Genomic DNA, 18,319 nt, shown 5'->3' with positions numbered 1-18,319 from the left:
GTCGGGGCGACGATAGGAGTGCGGGTGACGGACGGTCCTTTGATCGTGCAGTCGGACAAGACCTTGTTGCTGGAGACGGCGCATGCGGACGCTAGCGACTGCCGGAAGGCTATAGCGCCGTTCGCCGAGTTGGAGCGGGCGCCAGAGCACGTGCACACGTACCGGCTGACACCGCTGGGCCTGTGGAACGCGCGGGCCGCGGGGCATGACGCCGAGCAGGTGATCGACGTACTGCTGCGCTACAGCCGGTACCCGGTCCCCCACTCGTTGCTGGTGGACATCGCCGAGACGCTGGACAGGTACGGGCGGCTGCGGCTGGAGAAGCACCCGCAGCACGGTCTGGTGCTGGTGACGACCGACCGGCCTGTGCTGGAAGAGGTGCTGCGCAGCAACAAGGTGAAGCCCATGCTGGGCGCCCGGCTCGACGACGACACCGTCCTGGTGCACCCGTCGGAGCGTGGTCACCTCAAGCAGACCCTGCTGAAGCTTGGCTGGCCCGCCGAGGACCTGGCCGGGTACGTCGACGGCGAAGCACACCAGATCGACCTGGTGACGGACGGTTGGGAGCTGCGCCCGTACCAGGAGCAGGCGACCGACTCGTTCTGGCACGGCGGCTCCGGTGTCGTCGTACTCCCCTGTGGCGCCGGTAAGACGATCGTCGGCGCGGCCGCGATGGCGCAGGCGTCCGCGACCACACTGATCCTGGTCACCAACACCGTGTCGGCTCGGCAGTGGAAGGACGAGCTGCTGAAGCGGACCAGCCTCACCGAGGAGGAGATCGGCGAGTACTCCGGTGCGCGCAAGGAGATCCGTCCGGTCACGATCGCGACGTACCAGGTGATGACGACGCGCCGGAAGGGCGTGTACACGCACCTGGAGCTGTTCGACGCGCGCGACTGGGGCCTGATCGTGTACGACGAGGTTCATCTGCTGCCCGCGCCGATCTTCCGGATGACCGCCGACCTGCAGACCCGTCGCCGGCTCGGGCTGACCGCGACGCTGGTCCGCGAGGACGGCCGCGAGGGTGACGTGTTTTCGCTGATCGGCCCGAAGCGGTACGACGCTCCGTGGAAGGACATCGAGTCGCAGGGCTGGATCGCGCCCGCGGACTGCATCGAGGTGCGCGTGGATCTCGAGCAGACCGAGCGGTTCGTGTACGCGACCGCCGAGCCCGAAGATCGCTACCGCCTGGCCGCCTCCACCCCGGCGAAGTCGAAGCTGGTACGGCGGATCGCCGAGCACCACGCGGACGAGCCGCTGCTCGTCATCGGTCAGTACATCGATCAGCTGGACGAGCTGGGTGAACGCCTGGAGTGCCCGGTGATCAAGGGCGAGACCACGGTGAAGGAACGGCAGCGTCTCTTCCAGGCGTTCCGCACCGGCGAGATCAAACGGCTCGTGGTCAGCAAGGTCGCCAACTTCTCCATCGACCTCCCCGAGGCGTCGGTCGCCATTCAGGTCTCCGGCACCTTCGGCTCCCGCCAGGAAGAAGCCCAGCGCCTGGGCCGAGTCCTCCGCCCCAAGGGCGACGGCCGCACCGCCCGCTTCTACTCCATCGTCGCAAGAGACACCATCGACGCCGAATTCGCCGCCCACCGCCAACGCTTCCTAGCCGAACAAGGCTACGCGTACACGATCGTCGACGCGGAGAACCTGTTCGCCTGATCTGCAGCTCGACAGGAGGTGTCGCGCCGAAGCGCCCACCCTCACCCTCAACCGGCCGGCCACCTGCCTGTAGTGGACGTATACGTACTGTCGAGCTGCCGGACTTCACGCGCCGAGCCGCTGAGCTAGTGCCGCGCGGACGGTCGCGACAACCCAGGCCGGGTCGCCGATGATCTGTTCGTAGGTGAACCGGAGCACCAGCCAGCCGGCCGTGTTGAGCTCGTCGTACCGGTAGCAGTCGGCTGCGAAATCCCGTCGCGACCCGTGGAATTCGAAGCCCTCCGCCTCCAGGGCCAACCTGGCAAGGCGATGTCCAAGATCTACTCGGGCGTGGAACCCGTCGTGCGACACCAGCACCTGCGGTTCAAAACCGTCGATGCCCGCGCTGATCAGGAGTGCCCGGAGGATCGACTCCAGGAAACTGCCGGCCAACGGAGTGGCCGCGGCGGCTACCAGGCGTGCGTTCGGGCAACCGGCACCCCGCATCGCAGACACCTCGGCGAGCAGCTCCTCCGGATGCAGGTGCCGAGTGGCGAGGGCAGCGTCGGCGACAGCAAGCGCCTCGGCGAACGGAAGCACGCGGCAGCAGTCGACGACAGTGCGGGGCAGGGACGTGATCCGGTCCTGCCGCTCGGATGAACTGACCTTGGCCCAATGCAGCACGGCAGGTGGACCTGGTCGGGGACGGCGGTGCGGCGGCAGGATGAGATGAGGCTTCTCCGGCTCTACCAGCAGGGGAAGGCCGGACGCGGTCGCCGCGCTTACGTGCGAGAGGACGCCGTCATAGGCCAATACGGCGACCATGTCGGCCGGGAGGCCGGGTAGCGCGTAGACCCCAAGCGCGATCCGCTGGATGTCCCCACGAGCGACCGCCTTCGCGACAGCATGTCGCGTGACCACGCCGGTCAATTCGGAGGCGGTGGCCCAGCCGCCCCGGCGCGCCAGGATCTGATCGACCGATTCCATCCCGGGATGGTGCCTGAACTTGCCCGGCCGATGGTTTTGTTCATCCACAGGCGGCAGCTCGACAGGAGGTGTCGCGCCAAAGCACTCGCCTTCACGCTCAGCTGCCCGGCCACCGGCCCGCAGTGGACATATACGTACTGTCGAGCTGCAGAGTTATTCGCCGAGCCGGGTGTGGATGCCGTTGAAGTGGCGTTTCATGGAGTGGGCGTAGGTGTCGGGGTTGGCGGACTGGAGGGCGTTCAGGAGGTCTCGGTGCCAGGCTGCGGCGTCGGCGGGGGTGTAGCGGGCGCCGGGGAGGCGGGCGTCGACCTGGGCGAAGGTTCGCCAGAAGACTGACAGCAGGTCGATGACCAGGGCGTTGCCCAACGGCTCGTAGAGGGCCTGGTGGAAGGCCCAGTCCTCGTCGGGGAAGTACTGCCCGTCGGCGGCCTTGGCTTCCATGCGTTCGACGATGGGCTCCAGGGCGTCGTACCCGTGTTCCTTGAAGTGCCTGACCACGTCGTCGGCCAGGCCGACCTCGATGGCCTGGCGGACCTCCAGGACGTTCTGGACGTCGCGGAGGTCGCCGGCCATCGACTGGGACATGCGGAACGCGAGGCCGTCCTCCAGGGACTGCAGGTTCACCTCGCCGACGTACGTGCCGTACCCGTGCCGGATCTCGATGATGCCGACCGCCTGCAGCGCCTTCATCGCCTCGCGCAGCGGGTGCCGACCGACGCCCAGCTGCGCCATCAGGTCCTGCTCGTTCGGCAGCGGGTCACCCGCCTTCAGACCGCGTTCCAGGATGTACGACTTCATCGCGTCGCGGATGAAGGACTGATTCCCTGCCGCACCACGTGCCCGGCTGAGCCCACCCGTTGTCACTGCCGGCCTCCCTCTACCTAGGACCGCTCAGTGTAATCCGGCGCGGTCCAGGAGCGGCCGGACTGCGGCGATCTCCGTGTCGTTCAAGGGGATCGAGGGGTACGCCGTGACCGGGCAGTCGATCACGCCCAACAGGTACAACCCCGCTTTGAACGCACCGAGCGCCGCCGAGCTGGCCCCCATCCGGGACCGGTCCGCCACGTTGATGATGTCGAACAACCGGAACAACCGGTCCTGCTCGTCCCGCGCCGCCGCCACATCACCACTCACCGCAGCCTTGAACAACCGCACATACCCGGCCGGATCCACATTCCCCAGACCCGGTACGACGCCGTCCACCCCGAACGCCAGCGCCGAGTCGACCGTAACCTCGGACCCAGTCATGATCACGAAGTCGTCGAGCGCCTTCTCTCGACGGGACAGCACCAGCTCTCGCAGCGAGGTCTCCTGCCCGGACGAGTCCTTCACACCTGCAATCACCCCCTGCTCGCCAAGAGACATCACAAGAGCAGCCGGGAGCTTGGTGCCCGCCCGAGGCGGGATGTCATACGCATAGAGAGGCGTGTCGCCCGCAAGCGACGCCAGCCGCACGAAGTGGCGCTCGATCTCGGCAGGGTGAGTGGCCGCATAGAACGGCGCCGTGGCGACAACGCCGTCCACACCGGCCTTCAACGCGGCAGACACGTGCGCCGCGACCCGGTTGGTCGAGGTGTCGATGACGCCGGCCAGTACCGGTACCTGTCCCGCCACCTCTGCGATTGCCGTCTCCAGCACGACTTGTCGTTGCTCGTCGGTCAGAAACGTGCCCTCGCCGGAGGTGCCGAGCACGAACACCCCGTCCACACCCCCGGTCAGCTGGTACTGGATCAGCCGAGCCAGCGATGCAGTATCGACGTCGTACGACGGGGTGAGCGGAGTAACCAGCGGAGGTACGACACCGGTCAGATGGGCGGATGCGGTCAAGGGGTCTCCCAACCTCAAAGGGCGAATGTGGCGAAGCGCAAGGTCGCGAACGAGGACGTCTCACCGGCCTCGTAGAAGATCCCGATCGAGCCGTCGGGCAGCAGCACCAGATCGGAGTACCCGGCCATGCCCTCGTGCACGACCAGAGTCGGCTTCCACGACGTACCGGAATCCGCACTGACGAAAACGGTCAGTTCCCGGCGTGACGTCGGGTTGACCGGTGTGGACAACAGCAACCGCCCGTCCGGCAGGCAGAGCACGCTGCCCTGGATGCCGGGTGCGGTGATCTCGGGAATCCCGGCGTACGGCGCATCGAGGGTCTGACCGCCGTCGGACGACCAGGCGTGCACACGGGCCGGGCCGGTGCCCTGGTGGTTGCGGGCGTTGAAGTACAGCCGCCCGTCGGGCAACTCGGCGACAGCGGTCTCGTTCGCGTTGATCTCCGCACCGTTGTTGCAGTCCACGAAACCGACCGACCAGGAAACCCCGCCGTCGTCGCTGTAGATGCAGTGCCCGCCGTTCAGCCTGACGAGGTCCTCCTCGAAAGAGGACGGCACAAAAGAATGATTGGCCGGTACGACGAGACGCCCGGAGCGCAGCGTGATGCCGTGACAGGGCCCCGTGGCGTACCAGCCCCAGTCGCCCGGCTTCACCTCTGCCGTGATCTCGCGCGCAGGGCTCCAGGTCGCGCCGTCGTCAGCGGACCGCTGCACGAACACCCGACGGCCGGACTCAGGATCGGTGCCCCGGGCAAGCGACATCTCGATCGCGTCGGCGCCGTTCTGCACCGTCACCAGCACGATGTCCCCGGAAGTGGGGTCGACCAACGGCACCGGGTTTCCACAGGTCTTGCCCGGCACCGCCGACACCACCTGCAGCGGCAGCCAGGTCCGGCCGCCGTCGAGTGAACGACGCAGTACGACCTCGATCTCCCCCGCGTCGCCGGCTCCGTGCAGCCGGCCCTCGCAGAAGGCGAGCACCAGCGAGCCGTGCGCCAGCACCGACGGGATGCGGAACGTGTGATAGCCGCTCCCCGCCGGATCGAAGATTTCCAGAGCGCCGACTCTTGAAGACATAGGACGTACTATGTCATGGTGTGGCCCTCCGATGGAAGTGAGGTCTCATGCCGGTCAGCAGAAGAACATTCCTCGGCGGTGGTCTGGCCGCCGCCGCTGTCGCGGTCACGGGTACGCCGCTGCTGGCGGGGTGCGCGTCCGACAAGAAGAACACCGCCGCGGCGAACGCGGCCGTCAAGCTGCCGACGTACACGAAGTACGGCCAGATCAAGCCGGACCTGCCCGGCACCGACGTGGTGCTGGACGGCTTCCTGAAGTACCCGGCGAACCCGGTGAAGGCGATTGCCGATGCTCCTGGTGACGGCAAGCCGATCACGTTCATGACGAACATCCCCGGCGCCATCCCGCCCGCCGCCGACAAGAACCAGTTCTGGCAGGAGCTCAACAAGCGCCTGGGCTCCGAGCTGCAGATCAGCATGGCGTCGAACGACGAGTACAAGGACAAGTTCGCGACCCGGATCGCGGGCGGCGACCTGCCGGACATCCTGAACATCCCGCCGGACACGCCGCAGATCCCCGGCCTGGTGAAGTCCAAGTGCATGGACCTGACCGAGCACCTGTCCGGCGACGCGATCAGCAAGTACCCGTTCCTGGCGAACATCCCGACCGAGTTCTGGAAGGGCTGCGTCTTCAACGGCGCCATCTACGGCGTCCCGGTGCCGCGCGGCATGTCCCGTACGTCGCTCGCGCTGTACCGCGAGGACCTGCTCGCCGCAAAGGGCATCAAGGACCCGGCGCCGAAGAACTTCCAGGAGTTCTTCGACCTGGCCAAGGAGATGACCGCGGCCAAGCAGAACAAGTGGGCCTGGACCCGGGTGCCGATGTCGACGATCCGGATGATGCTGGGGATCCCGAACGTCTGGAAGGAAGAGGGCGGCAAGTTCACCTCGATGTACGAGCACGAGGCGCAGGAGCAGGCTCTCGAGGCCGGCCGCAAGATGGTCGCCGCCGGTGTGATCAACCCGGACGCGTTCAACGACAAGGCCAGCGCCCGCAAGCGGTGGTTCAACGGCGGCATCGCCGCGTTCGACTACGACAGCTTCGTGGCCTGGAACCAGTACTACAACGACAACAGCGCCGGTGACGCGTTCGCCGTGAACATGCTCGACGTCCCCGGCTTCGACGGCGGCGAGGGCAAGCCGTGGATGGGTTCGGCACTGAACAACGTGACGGCGTTCAGCAAGAGCAGCACGCACTCCGCCGAGACACTGCTGAAGGTCGCGAACTGGATGGCGGCGCCGTTCGGCACCGAGGAGTACCTCTTCCGCAAGTACGGCGTCGCGGGCCGGCACTACACGTTGCAGGGCACGGACCCGGTGCCGACCAAGGTGGGCACCGTGGAGACCGGCATCGGCCTGCAGTACATCAGCGACTCGACGCTGGCGCTGTACTGGGCCGGCAAGCCGGACGTGCCGCAGAAGCAGCACGCGATCCAGGAGAAGGTCGCGAAGCGGCTCGTGTACGACGCGTCGTACGGGCTGTACTCCGACACGGCGTCGAAGAAGCAGACCCAGCTCGCCAAGACGATGACCGACCTGGAGGGCCAGATCGTGCAGGGCAAGAAGCCGGTCTCGGACTGGAAGGCGGCCGTGCAGAACTGGAAGTCCTCCGGCGGCGACAAGATGCGCTCCGAGTTCGAGCAGGCCCTCTCGGACACGGCAGGGAAGTAGATGCTGCAACGATCCAAGACGCGCCCGCAGCAGCAGCTGAGCCTCGGCCGGCGGCTGCTGCGGGACCGTGTGCTGCTGCTGTTCGCGCTGCCCGGGATCGCGCTGATCATCGCGTTCCACTACGTGCCGCTGCTGGGCAACGTGATCGCGTTCAAGGACTACCAGCCGTTCCTCGGGATCAACGCGAGCGACTGGTCGGGCTGGGAGAACTTCAGTGTGATCTTCAACGGCGACCCGGCGTTCCTGCGGGCGTTGAAGAACACGCTGATCCTCACCTGTCTGCAGTCGATCTTCGTGTTCCCGGCGCCGATCCTGCTCGCGCTGCTGCTGAACTCGCTGTTCTCCGAGCGGATCAAGCGGATCGCGCAGAGCATCCTCTACCTACCGCACTTCATGTCCTGGGTGATCGTGGTCGCGCTGTTCCAGCAGATGCTCGGCGGCAGCGGCCTGCTGAACAACTACCTGCGGTCGCACGACCTGTCGACGATCAACATCATCGGGAACTCCGAGCTGTTCCACGTGCTGCTGACGTCGCAGATCATCTGGAAGGACACCGGCTGGGCGACCATCCTGTTTCTGGCCGCGCTGTCCCAGATCGACTCGCAGCTCTACGAGGCCGCGAGTGTGGACGGTGCGAGCCGGATGAAGCAGCTGTGGCACGTCACGCTGCCGGGACTGCGCGGGATCATCATCCTGCTGTTCATCCTGCGGCTCGGTGACTCGCTGACCGTCGGTTTCGAGCAGATCATCCTGCAGCAGCAGGCGGTCGGCCGGGACGTCAGCGAAGTACTGGACACGTACGTCTACAACAACGGCGTACTCGGCGGCGCCTGGGGTGTCGCGGCGGCGGTCGGCCTGGTGAAGGGCATCGTCGGCGTCATCCTCGTGCTGACCGCGAACAAGGTGGCGCACATCTTCGGCGAGCAAGGGGTGTACCAGCGATGAGTACCAGGATTGTCCAGGGCGTGCCGATGCCCGGCTGGCCGATGCGGATCTTCAAGGGTCTCGTGCTGCTGGTCTTCTGCGCGGTCGTGATCGTCCCGTTCGTCGGGGTGATCTCGACCAGCGTGGCGCCGAACAAGCAGATCAACGAGTCCGGCGGTCTGGTGCTGCTGCCGAAGTCGATCAACTTCGGGGCCTACGAGTCGTTGTTCGCCGGCGGCGTGGTGACGCGGGCGTTGTTCGTCAGCATCTTCGTCACGATCGTCGGGACGCTGCTCAGCCTGACCGTGTCGTGCCTGCTGGCCTACGCGTTGTCGCGGCCGGGTTTCGTCGCCGGGCGGCCGATCCTGCTGGTCGTGCTGTTCAGCATGCTGTTCTCCCCCGGCATCATCCCGTTGTACCTGACGGTCAAGGGCGTCGGGTTGCTGGACAGCATCTGGGCACTGATCGTGCCGACGATGATCAGCGCGTTCAACGTCGTCGTACTGCGGGCGTTCTTCATGAACCTGCCCAACGAGCTCACCGAGAGCGCGCGGATCGACGGCGCGGGCGAGCTGAAGACGTTCACCAACATCGTGCTGCCGCTGTCGAAGGCGGTGCTGTCGGTGATCGGCCTGTTCTACGCGGTGGCCTACTGGAACGCGTTCTTCTCCGCGCTGCTGTACCTGAACGACTCGAAGCTCTGGCCGTTGCAGCTGGTACTGCGGACGTACGTCATCAACGACACCCAACTCGGCAGCGCCGAACTCGGCACCGAACTGCTCCCGCCGCAGGCCTCGATCCAGATGGCGATCCTGGTGGTCTCGATCGTGCCGATCCTGGTGATCTACCCGTTCCTGCAGCGGCACTTCGCCAAGGGCGTTCTCACCGGCGCCGTGAAGGGCTGATCACAGCTGCGTCTCAACCACCCGTTCGGGGGTTGCCCAGGGCAACGTCAGGGTTGCGCCTGGGCAAACCCTGTGGGAACGACGGGTACCGTCGAACGGTATGGGGATAGCTGCTGCCGAACGGGTGGGGACAGGCCGGGCACAAGTCTTCTGGAGGGTGGTACGGGAAGCAGTCCTGCTGGCGACGCTGTTCCTGGTCTACAGCGCGGGCCGGCAGATCGCGGCCCGGCACACCGGGTCGGCGTTCGACCATGCGCACGAGGTCCTGTCGCTCCAGAACTGGTTACAGCTGCCGAACGAGGCGTCCATCCAGCACTGGGTGCTGCAGTTCCCGCGGCTGGTGGAGGGCGCGAACCTGTACTACGCCAGCGTGCATGCCCCGCTGACTGCCGCCGTACTGCTCTGGCTGAGCATCTGGCGGCCGAAGGCGTACTCGCACGTCCGGTGGACGATGGTGTCGCTCACCGGGCTGGCGCTGATCGGTCACATCGCGTTCCCGCTGGCGCCGCCGCGGATGATGCCGGGCTTCGTCGACACCGGGCTGCGCTTCGGCCAGTCCGTGTACGGCCCGGACCACACCGGCGGCGCGGTGAACCAGTTCGCCGCGATGCCGAGCCTGCACGTCGGCTGGGCCGCGCTGATCGCGTTGTCGATGATCCTGATCACCCGGTCGCGCTGGCGGTGGCTGTGGCTGCTGCACCCGATCATCACGTTCAGCGTCGTCGTGGTGACCGCCAATCACTACTGGCTGGACGGCATCGTCGCTCTGGTCCTGCTGGCGGCCAGCCTGCCCCTCCTCCTGCGGCCCGGTCTGCAGGCCGACAGGCCACGGACCCGTAATTCGGTTCCACCGCGCAGAGTGCTCAAGTAACGTAGCTGGGCTCCCCCACTCTCGCCGGAGGTTTCAGCATGCCCTCAGACACGTCCGACACTCTCCAGGCCGAGAAGGACTACCTGAAGACCTCCCGGGCGGCCCTGGCGCTGATGCGGGAGAAGACCGGCGCACTGGAGATCCACAGCGCGGACCGGGTCAACCAGGAGTTCCTGCAGGCCGCCATCTTCCGGCGGATGAAGGAGCTGGAGGACGACCCGGACGTGCCGCTGTTCTTCGGCCGGCTGGACTACCTCGAGCCGACCGAAGAGACGTTCCACATCGGTCGCCGGCACGTGAACGACGCGCAGGGCGAGCCGCTGGTGGTCGACTGGCGGGCAGACATCTCGGTGCCGTTCTACCGGGCCAGCAAGACCGAGCCGATGGGCGTCGGGGTACGTCGGCGGTTCGGCTTCACGCATGGCGAGATGACCGCGTTCGAGGACGAGGACCTCACCGCGAGCGGACAGGACGAACAACACAGCGACATCCTGGACGCTGAGATCGAGCGCCCGCGTTCCGGCCCGATGCGCGACATCGTGGCCACCATCCAGCCGGAGCAGGACGTGATCGTCCGGGCCGGCGTCGACGAAACCATCTGCGTACAGGGCGCACCTGGCACCGGAAAGACCGCGGTCGGGCTGCACAGGGCGGCGTACCTGCTCTATGCGTACCGCGACCAGCTCAGCCGGGCCGGTGTGCTCGTAGTGGGTCCGAACGCGAGCTTCCTGCGGTACATCGGGGACGTCCTCCCCGCACTGGGCGAGATCGAGGCGAAGCAGACCACCGTCGAGGAGCTGGTCGCCCGCGTGAAGGTGGCTGGTCCGGGGCCGGCAACGGTCGACGTGCTCAAGGGCGACGCCCGCATGGCCGAAGTACTGCGCCGGGCCGTCTGGTCGCACGTCAAGCTCCCGGAAGAGTCGCTCGTCGTGCCACGGGGAGCGCATCGCTGGCGAGTGGCGGCGTACCAGACCGAAGATCTCGTCACCGAGCTGCGCAGCCGTGGCATCCGGTACGGCGCCGGCCGCGCGATGCTCCCGCAGCGGCTGGCCCACGCCGTGCTGCTGCGCATGGAGGCGGCCGGTGACTCCCCCGACGACCGAGTGCAGGACTCTGTCGCGCGCAGCCGTCCGGTGAAGCAGTACGCCGACGCACTCTGGCCGGCTCTGGACCCGGCGAAGCTGCTCTTCCGCCTCTTCACCGACCCGGAGCTTCTCGCCCAGCACGCCGACGGCATCCTCACTGCGGAGGAGCAGGCACTGTTGCTGTGGGACAAGGTGCCGCGGTCACCCGGCGCTGCCAAGTGGTCCGTTGCGGACGCCACTCTGATCGACGAGATCGCCGACCTGGTCGACCGTACGCCGTCACTCGGGCACGTGGTGCTCGACGAGGCACAGGACCTCTCCGCGATGCAGCTGCGCGCGGTCGGCCGACGCTGCTCGACCGGCTCGATGACTGTGCTCGGCGACATCGCGCAGGGGACCACACCGTGGGCGACACCGTCGTGGGACGAGGCACTGAAGCACCTGGGCAAGACCAGCGCCCACACCGAGGAGCTGACCGCCGGCTTCCGCGTCCCCGGACAGGTGATCGAGTACGCCGCCCGCCTCCTCCCCACGATCGCTCCGCACCTCAAACCACCCACAGCGGTACGACGGGCGCGCGGCGAGCTGACCATCACTCGCGTACCGGACAGCCTGGCTGCTGCGGTGACAGCAGTCCGTGAAGTGTCAGAGCGCCCCGGCTCGATCGGCCTGATCGTCCCGGACGCACTGGTCCCCGCAACCCGGAAAGCCTTGCAGGGCATCGCTTTCTCGGTTCTTGGCGATGAGGACGACGTAGACGCACACCTGGACGTCGTACCGGCGTCTCTCGCCAAAGGTCTCGAGTTCGACCACGTGGTGCTGGTGGAGCCGGCCGGCATCGTCTCTGGCGAAGCCGACGAGCGGACCGGACTCCGGCGCCTCTACGTCTGTCTGACTCGTGCCGTCACGTCACTGGTCGTTCTGCACAGTGAAGACCTGCCGGCGGTACTAGAAACCCCGTGACCCGCCGGACCGGCGCGACGAGCGCCGGGACGACCCGCCACCACTGGAGCGCGTCCGCGACGAATAGGAGCGGCGGCGGCTCGAGCCGCTGTACCAACTGCTCCCACCGTCATCGTCGGAACCGCTGCTCGACGAGGCCGCCCAGTCACCGACGGAGCTGCCGACGTTCGAACCGAAGCGCCCGAAGCGCGCACCTGGTCGACGGGACCGCCAACGCGACCGCATCTCCTCGCCGCGACGCCGGAAGTCGGAGTCCGGGAACCACCACACACGGCCGTCGCCCTGCGACCAGTACCCGTCGACGTACGCCGCGAGGTCCTCGGCGTGCTCCCAGTACGGCCGCTCGATCTGCCAGCCCTTCACCATCCGGATCTCGGGCTTCTCGCCGGCCTCGTCGCGCTGCTTGCACGCCGCGCAGACGTCCACGTTGCGCGCAGCGCCCTCCTCCGGCTTCCACTGCACCGCGGCCACACTCGGACCGTGCCGCGGGTCGAAGAAGCAGGGCGGCGTCGGCTCCGGGATCGGCTCGCCCGCGCGCACTGCGTCCAGGCAGCGAAGGCCGTAGCGGGCCGAGCCGAGCAGCGTCGTCACTGCCTGGATGTCGTTGTCGCCCTTGGCCTGGTCGAGCCGCTGCCGTGCCTTCTCGACGGTGTCCAGCACGTCCTTCGACAACTTCGACTGCTGCGGGTCCGAGACCGTCGGCAGCGCGGAGACCTGCTGCGAGAGCGCGATGATCTCCTCGTTGAGCAGCGGCTGCGCGACCTTCAGGTGGGCCTTCTCGTCCTGCCGACGCGCGCGTCGGGCACCCAGCCCGGTCACGGTGACCCAGAGCCCGATGATTCCGGCCGCGCCACCGGCGTACGGCGCTGCGTCGACATAGAACGGCTTGTTCACGACCTGGGCGCGCTGGATGAACCTCTCGAGCATCGACTCGTAGTCCGGCGCACAGCAGTCGACCGCTTGGTCCACCGCATCGCCCACGAAGTACGTCGGCCCGTGGTCGGCCCGCTGTACGGCGTGCAGCCCGCGGCCGTTGGACTGCGACGACGCATCGACCAGTACGGCGTACACGCCCTCGACGCCGACGCGGTCGTACAGCTGGTCCGCGATCTCCTCGCCCTCCCAGGCGGGCCGCGAGTAGTACTTGCTCTCCGACTTGTTGATCTTCTGCGCCGGGATCACCGCGATCCGGATCGGTGCGCCGGCGCTCTTCGCGGCCGCGTCGAGCTGGGCGGTCTCGCTGGGGCTCAGCTCCGTCACGTCCGGGTCGACCCAGACACCGGCGTCGCCGAGGTGGCCGGCCACGGTGTTCATGTACGCGTCGGGGTCGCCGGCCGCGTGCGCCAGTGGCGCGGGCAGGACCCACAGGGTGATGACGGCGAGCGCGCCGAGCAGACGTTTCATCGTGCTCCTCCCGAGAGCCGCTCACGGCAGGCGTTGCAGACCGGGACTTCTCGCGGCCGCCCGCCAGGTGGCGTGTACATCCAGTCCGTCACGGAGGTGCCGTGGCCGGCGTCGAAGAAGCAGGTGGCACGGCGGGCAGGTGCGGGTGTTCCGGCGACCTTCGCCTGCGCACAGGCCAGCCGCCACCGTCCGTACTCGACCGTGGACCGCACTTCACGCAGCTTGTCGTCGTCGGGTTCCCCGTCGACCACGCGGCCGGCGTCGGCGTACGCATCCATCGCCGCCTGCACGTCCGCTGCCGTATCCATGCCGTCCAGACGCACGTCCGCGGCATCCAGTTCCTCGCCGAACCGCGTGACGTCCTCCCGAGCTGTCGCGCGCCGCTCGTCGAGCGAGTCGATCTCGTCCGGCAACACGTCGTACGACGGCCGGTAGAGCGCAGGACCTTCGTTCTTGCGCGACCGTGTCCTCCACCACCAGACGGCGAGGCCAGCAATCAGCACGACCAGGGCGACCAGCAACGGCCACAGCCAACCAGGTGTGCCTTTGGACGCCTTCTGTACGCCGAGCTGGTCCAGCACCCCGTTGAGCATGCCGACCGGGTCCGAGCGGCTGTGCTTGTCCAGCTCGCTTGTGAGGATGTCCGCGATGGGTGTGTCGACCCCGACCGCGCTCCCCCAGGCGATCGCGCCACCGAACACGACGAGGTAGATGCCGTCGGCCTGCTGCCGATCCACCAATTGGTCGACGTACGTGTGTGCGGCCGCGCTCTTGTCACCTGTGGTGAGTACGGCAGCGGGCACGACTGCGATGCGAATCGCCGGGTCGTGCCCGCTCACTCGTTCCGCCAGCTCAGCGGCGTCCTTGTCCGGTACCAGTGACCGCTGCGTCGGGTCGACGTACACAGGCGACGTCTTCCACCCGTCGACCACCGCAGCGGGGTCGTTGGACCCCGTCAGGGTGGTGGCGAGCAACAGCACACCGGCAAGCAGACGCATGGGCAGAAGAGTGCCCCACTGCCGGTTCTCCTCAGTCAGCGGCGGCTGTGACGTAGATGTCCTCGTCCCGCTCGAGCTTCTCTACCTGCTGCAGGGAGGAGTCCCGCCAGAGCGCGTAGAGAAGGCCCAGCACGACCAGAGACAGTGCGGAGGCCAGCACGGGGAGGTAGCCGACCCCGAGCGTCTGGATGACCAGTCCGCCGACCACAGCGGACAGTCCGGCACCCAGGTAGATCGCGGACGCGTTGAGGGAGATGAGCAGTCCGCCGCCAAGCTCCAGCAGCAGGTTCTGGATGGGTGGGTTGAAGGCCCAGGTCAGCATGCCCCACACCACCAGAGCGGCTCCGGCGCCGACCTCGGTCGTCAGTGTCAGGTCGAGGGTGGCGAGGACAGCAGTGATGCCGGTCATCAGGACCACCAGGGTCCGGAGGCTGCCGAACCGGTCGGTGATCCGGCCACCGAGGAAGTTGCCGATGACAGCGCCCACGCCGTACAGGAGTAGGAGGAGACCGGTGACGTTGCCGGTCAGGCCGGCGGTGTGCTTGAGCAGCGGGACGATGTAGATGTACACGCTGAACGCGGCGAGCACGGCAAGCACGGTCATCGCCAGGATGATCTGCACGCGTCGGTCCGTCACACCGGCGAAGCGCTCGCGCAGGCTGACCACAGGAGGTGCGTCGACCTTCGGGAGCGCGGTCCGCTCGGCAATGGCGACCAATACGGCGACAGCAGCGATGAGAGCGAACACGCCCTTGTAGCCGAGTGTCGGGCCCAGCAGCGTGCCTGCGGGTACGCCGAGCACCAGTGCGAACGTGAGACCGCCGAACACGATTGCCACAGCCCTACCGCGTTCCTCGGGTGGCATCAGGCTGGTGGCGAACAGTGTGGCGGCCGGTGTGTAGACGGCGGCGCCGAACGCCGCCACGACGCGGCCGACGATCAGGATCGGGTAGTTCACGGCCAGTGCGGCGATCAGGTTGCCGAGCGCGGCCAGCACCAGTGCGGCGATCAGGAGGGTACGGCGCTCCCACCGGCCGGTCAGCGTGGACAGGATCGGCGCACCGATCGCGTACGACAGCGAGAACGCGGTGGCGAGTTGGCCCGCTGCGGTCAGCGAGACGTGCAACTCGGAGCTGACGTCGGGCAGCACACCGGACACGACGTACGCGCTGGTGCCGACCGCGAACGCACCGGCGCCGAGCAGGTAGATCCGTGCGGACATCGAAGACCTTCCGGTCGAGGTTCAGTAGTTCGATCGTCATCGTACTACGATTGTCGTCGAACTTCGACAGGCGTCGTACAATTGGTTCATGGCCACCAAGGTTCTCCCGCAGCCGGAGCGGGACGAGATCCGCGTCGACGCGGTTCTCCAGGCGCTGGGCGAGCCGGTCCGGCTGACGATCGTCCGAGCGCTCGCCGAGAACCCGGCCGGCGTCTGCTGCGGCGACATCGAGCTGCCGGTGACGGCGTCCACGCGCGCCCACCACCTCAAGACCCTGCGCGAGGCAGGCGTCCTGTCCACGCACACCGACGGCACCCGCCGGATCAGCATCCTCCGCCGCGAAGACCTGGACGCCCTCTACCCAGGCCTGCTCACCGGCATCTTGTCGGCGAAGCAGTAAACAACCGCAAGGTTGCGGTGGGATGTTGTAGAAGTTCGGCTGGCAGACTGAAGCCGTGGTGGAGCTCCGGGCGCGGTGGGACAACCTGGTGCCCGGGTCTGCCTCGCTCGCGGACGAACTGGTCGCGCGGTATGTCGAACGCACCCGGCGCGCGTACCGCGACCATTACCTCGGCATCGTCCTGACCGCGCTGGACTCGCTCATCCAGCTCTCCACGGACCCCACCAGCGTCCGGCTCGCCGCCTGGTTCCACCGTGCCGTCCACGAGCCCGGCGGCACCCCCTCCGAGGACGCCGAGGCGTCTGCCCGGCTCGCCGAGCGCCTCCTCCCGCAGTACGGCGTACCGCCGATCCGCATCGCCGAGGTCGCCCGACTGATCCGTCTGACCGGTGACCTCGCCACACCACCTCCGGACGCCTATGCCCCACCCCGCCGCGACGCGAACGGCGACGTACTGCTGGACGCGGTCAACGCGATCCTCGCCTCCGACCCCAGCCGGTACGCCGTACACACAGCCGAGGTACGACGCGACGCCGGCGACCGCAAGGTCGCGCTCGAGAACCGGTACGACGAAGTCCGCGAGCTGCTCGACGGACACCTCTACCGCACGCAGCTGGCTCGGCAACGCCTCAGCCCGGTCGCCCGGGTCAACCTCGAAGCAGAGCTCGCCGGACTCGACAGTGAACTCCCAGCCCCGTGGCGCGGTTGGCAACAAGCCGCTCTGACTGCCACAGCCACCTTCACCGCGATCGCAGCCGCCGTGGTCGCGATCGCCGCGTCAGGCGCGTCCTGGCAGACACCAGCAGCACAAGACGAGGCCGGCTGGCCGACGGTCGCACTGGCCGTCCTCTCCTTCTTCAGCGCACCAGTCCTGTTCCGGTGTGCCCGTAGCGCCAGCCAGCGCGCCCGCCTCATCGCAGGCGCCGTACTGGCGATTGCTGTGACCGGTCTGCTCATCGCCTGGGCCCAAGCGCCGAGAACGAACGTAGCTGTCGGCGTGGGCCTCCGCGTTCCGTTGCTGATCTCCGCACTGGTCCTGCTGCTGGTTGCTGGACCAGCAGCTCTCGTAGCGTCACTCCTCCGCACACGGACAGCCCGCTACCTCCCGGCGCGCAACCTCGGCCAGCAGCTAGCCTGGCTCGCCGTACCGGGAGCAGTCGCCCTCATCCTGCTGCTGATCGTGCAGCCCCTGTCCCGCAGCTACGTGCTCGGCTCCAACGAGCGGGTCGAGGGAACGCCGCGCGACGCCGGCAAGGCCAGCCCTTCGGTCCTCGACGGCAGCGTCGCGTGGGTCAGCGATTCCGTCGCGGGCACTGGCGCGGAGGAAGCGATCGGCACCAGGTACGGCGTCGCCGTACCCCGCCCGAGCGGTGTGGTCGAAATGCTCGACGCGGCCACCGGTGCGCTGCGCTGGCGCTACAGCCGCTCCGACTCCGACGAGAAGCCCGTGATCGCGGCCACCGGCAACGGCGACTACGTACTGGCGCAGTTCGCCGACGTCGGCTACCTGCTCCTCGACGCGAACACAGGTCGCCGCGAGGCCGCGTGGCCCGGCCGTACGCGAGACCGCTTCATCCTGCAGACCCAGCCCCTCCTGACCGGCGAACGCTCCGGCAAGCTGCACGGTGTCGATCCAGGCGGTCACGAACGCTGGACCTACGACTCCGGCGACTGCACCGAGCTCGGCGCCATCGCCACCGCCGAGACCGTGCTCACCTTCGTCGGCCACACCTGCGACGACCGTCCGGACGAGATGACCGCACTGGACGTCCAGTCGGGCAAGAAGCTGTGGACCAGGACCTCAGCCGACACCTACCGCCGACCGGTCGTCGTGGCCGGTCTGGTGGTCGTGGCCGAACCCGGCGGCGACTCCGACGTACCTGCCGCGCTGACCGCGATCGAGCCGCGCACCGGTGACATCCGCTGGCGCTGGGACGTGCCGAAGTCCTGGGCCTGCCGCACGCTGCTGAACGCGGCAGGGAAGTTCCTGATCGTCGTCGACTGCCCGGGACCGAGCAGCCAGGAGAACCGCCGGAGCGTCGTCACCGCGATCGACGCGAACACCGGCCTGACCGCCTGGCAGACCCTGGCACCGGTGAGCCCACGGACCAAGGTCACCGTGACTGCCGACGGCCGTGTCATCTCCCTGGGCCGCGGCGCCGGAGGCTGCGTCGCGAACGTGGTCAGCCGCGCCGGCTTCCGGCAGATCAAGCTGCCCACCGGCATCATCTGCAGCCGCGACCCACGAGCTGTCGGCAACCTGGTCCTCACCTCCGGACCGAACACCGTCATCGCCCTGCGCTAGTAACTCCGCGTAGTGGACGTCCGCCGAAGGTCGCCCGA

General features: G+C 67.7%; 15 protein-coding genes. 8 read left to right on the top strand and 7 right to left on the bottom strand.

Annotation, left to right across the window (positions count from 1 at the left end; translation table 11 throughout):
• Positions 1 to 24 precede the first annotated feature (24 nt).
• Positions 25 to 1,665 (top strand): DNA repair helicase XPB, encoded by a 1,641-nt coding sequence (locus EV647_RS30220; RefSeq protein WP_134008919.1) that lies wholly within the window; start codon positions 25 to 27, stop codon positions 1,663 to 1,665.
• 105 nt (positions 1,666 to 1,770) lie between these two features.
• Here the strand turns inward: EV647_RS30220 and EV647_RS30215 are convergent, their stop codons facing one another.
• From EV647_RS30215 to EV647_RS30200, 4 genes are all read right to left on the bottom strand, one after another.
• Complete coding sequence (locus tag EV647_RS30215) at positions 1,771 to 2,631, bottom strand: type IV toxin-antitoxin system AbiEi family antitoxin domain-containing protein (protein ID WP_134008917.1); 861 nt, start codon at positions 2,629 to 2,631, stop codon at positions 1,771 to 1,773.
• 153 nt (positions 2,632 to 2,784) lie between these two features.
• Positions 2,785 to 3,495, bottom strand: coding sequence for a FadR/GntR family transcriptional regulator (locus EV647_RS30210; protein ID WP_134008915.1), 711 nt, complete (start codon positions 3,493 to 3,495; stop codon positions 2,785 to 2,787).
• A gap of 27 nt (positions 3,496 to 3,522) precedes the next feature.
• On the bottom strand, positions 3,523 to 4,458 hold the full coding sequence (locus EV647_RS30205) for a dihydrodipicolinate synthase family protein (RefSeq protein ID WP_134008913.1): 936 nt from the start codon (positions 4,456 to 4,458) through the stop codon (positions 3,523 to 3,525).
• Positions 4,459 to 4,472: 14 nt separating this feature from the next.
• Positions 4,473 to 5,534 carry an exo-alpha-sialidase gene (locus EV647_RS30200; protein ID WP_134008911.1) on the bottom strand — a complete coding sequence of 354 codons (1,062 nt, stop codon included), beginning with the start codon at positions 5,532 to 5,534 and terminating at the stop codon, positions 4,473 to 4,475.
• A 47-nt stretch (positions 5,535 to 5,581) separates the two neighbouring features.
• Here EV647_RS30200 and EV647_RS30195 point away from each other — a divergent pair, with 47 nt between their 5' ends.
• The 5 genes from EV647_RS30195 to EV647_RS30175 all read left to right on the top strand — a co-directional run bounded on the left by EV647_RS30195 (position 5,582) and on the right by EV647_RS30175 (position 11,952).
• The gene (locus EV647_RS30195; protein ID WP_134008909.1) at positions 5,582 to 7,204 is read left to right on the top strand and encodes an extracellular solute-binding protein; all 1,623 of its coding nucleotides are present in this window, start codon (positions 5,582 to 5,584) and stop codon (positions 7,202 to 7,204) included.
• Positions 7,205 to 8,149, top strand: a complete 945-nt coding sequence (locus tag EV647_RS30190; protein WP_134008907.1) for a sugar ABC transporter permease — start codon at positions 7,205 to 7,207, stop codon at positions 8,147 to 8,149.
• Positions 8,146 to 9,033, top strand: a complete 888-nt coding sequence (locus EV647_RS30185) for a carbohydrate ABC transporter permease (RefSeq protein ID WP_134008905.1) — start codon at positions 8,146 to 8,148, stop codon at positions 9,031 to 9,033. The genes EV647_RS30190 and EV647_RS30185 overlap by 4 nt, the downstream gene beginning before the upstream one ends.
• Before the next feature lie 157 nt (positions 9,034 to 9,190).
• Positions 9,191 to 9,904 (top strand): phosphatase PAP2 family protein, encoded by a 714-nt coding sequence (locus EV647_RS30180; RefSeq protein ID WP_238177456.1) that lies wholly within the window; start codon positions 9,191 to 9,193, stop codon positions 9,902 to 9,904.
• A 38-nt stretch (positions 9,905 to 9,942) separates the two neighbouring features.
• A complete protein-coding gene (locus EV647_RS30175) occupies positions 9,943 to 11,952 on the top strand; it encodes an AAA family ATPase (protein ID WP_134008901.1) in 2,010 nt (669 codons plus the stop codon).
• Here EV647_RS30175 and EV647_RS30170 read toward each other — a convergent pair.
• Genes EV647_RS30170 through EV647_RS30160 form a run of 3 tightly spaced genes read right to left on the bottom strand, consistent with a single transcriptional unit; the run spans position 11,938 to position 15,576 of the window.
• Positions 11,938 to 13,356, bottom strand: coding sequence for a hypothetical protein (locus EV647_RS30170; protein ID WP_134008899.1), 1,419 nt, complete (start codon positions 13,354 to 13,356; stop codon positions 11,938 to 11,940). The genes EV647_RS30175 and EV647_RS30170 overlap by 15 nt on opposite strands.
• The gene (locus tag EV647_RS30165) at positions 13,353 to 14,354 is read right to left on the bottom strand and encodes a hypothetical protein (protein ID WP_134008897.1); all 1,002 of its coding nucleotides are present in this window, start codon (positions 14,352 to 14,354) and stop codon (positions 13,353 to 13,355) included. Before EV647_RS30165 ends, EV647_RS30170 begins: the two co-directional genes overlap by 4 nt.
• A 31-nt stretch (positions 14,355 to 14,385) precedes the next feature.
• A complete protein-coding gene (locus EV647_RS30160; RefSeq protein WP_134008895.1) occupies positions 14,386 to 15,576 on the bottom strand; it encodes an MFS transporter in 1,191 nt (396 codons plus the stop codon).
• 88 nt (positions 15,577 to 15,664) lie between these two features.
• Here EV647_RS30160 and EV647_RS30155 point away from each other — a divergent pair, with 88 nt between their 5' ends.
• Complete coding sequence (locus tag EV647_RS30155) at positions 15,665 to 15,976, top strand: helix-turn-helix transcriptional regulator (protein WP_134008894.1); 312 nt, start codon at positions 15,665 to 15,667, stop codon at positions 15,974 to 15,976.
• A 55-nt stretch (positions 15,977 to 16,031) separates the two neighbouring features.
• Positions 16,032 to 18,281 (top strand): PQQ-binding-like beta-propeller repeat protein, encoded by a 2,250-nt coding sequence (locus tag EV647_RS30150; RefSeq protein ID WP_134008892.1) that lies wholly within the window; start codon positions 16,032 to 16,034, stop codon positions 18,279 to 18,281.
• Positions 18,282 to 18,319 lie beyond the last annotated feature (38 nt).

The organism is Kribbella sp. VKM Ac-2566 (genome assembly GCF_004366005.1).
Lineage (GTDB): Bacteria > Actinomycetota > Actinomycetes > Propionibacteriales > Kribbellaceae > Kribbella > Kribbella pratensis.
The sequence above is the reverse complement of the archived record's forward strand: the minus strand, read 5'-3'. Positions and strand labels throughout refer to the sequence as shown.

What these genes read in the sequence shown, in the direction of transcription:
- EV647_RS30175 (WP_134008901.1), top strand. Translation starts at nt 9,943, where the DNA reads ATGCCCTCAGACACGTCCGACACTCTCCAGGCCGAGAAGGACTACCTG.
- EV647_RS30155 (WP_134008894.1), top strand. Translation starts at nt 15,665, where the DNA reads ATGGCCACCAAGGTTCTCCCGCAGCCGGAGCGGGACGAGATCCGCGTC.
- EV647_RS30215 (WP_134008917.1), bottom strand. Translation starts at nt 2,631, where the DNA reads ATGGAATCGGTCGATCAGATCCTGGCGCGCCGGGGCGGCTGGGCCACC.
- EV647_RS30200 (WP_134008911.1), bottom strand. Translation starts at nt 5,534, where the DNA reads ATGTCTTCAAGAGTCGGCGCTCTGGAAATCTTCGATCCGGCGGGGAGC.
- EV647_RS30185 (WP_134008905.1), top strand. Translation starts at nt 8,146, where the DNA reads ATGAGTACCAGGATTGTCCAGGGCGTGCCGATGCCCGGCTGGCCGATG.
- EV647_RS30195 (WP_134008909.1), top strand. Translation starts at nt 5,582, where the DNA reads ATGCCGGTCAGCAGAAGAACATTCCTCGGCGGTGGTCTGGCCGCCGCC.
- EV647_RS30170 (WP_134008899.1), bottom strand. Translation starts at nt 13,356, where the DNA reads ATGAAACGTCTGCTCGGCGCGCTCGCCGTCATCACCCTGTGGGTCCTG.
- EV647_RS30160 (WP_134008895.1), bottom strand. Translation starts at nt 15,576, where the DNA reads ATGTCCGCACGGATCTACCTGCTCGGCGCCGGTGCGTTCGCGGTCGGC.
- EV647_RS30165 (WP_134008897.1), bottom strand. Translation starts at nt 14,354, where the DNA reads ATGCGTCTGCTTGCCGGTGTGCTGTTGCTCGCCACCACCCTGACGGGG.
- EV647_RS30190 (WP_134008907.1), top strand. Translation starts at nt 7,205, where the DNA reads ATGCTGCAACGATCCAAGACGCGCCCGCAGCAGCAGCTGAGCCTCGGC.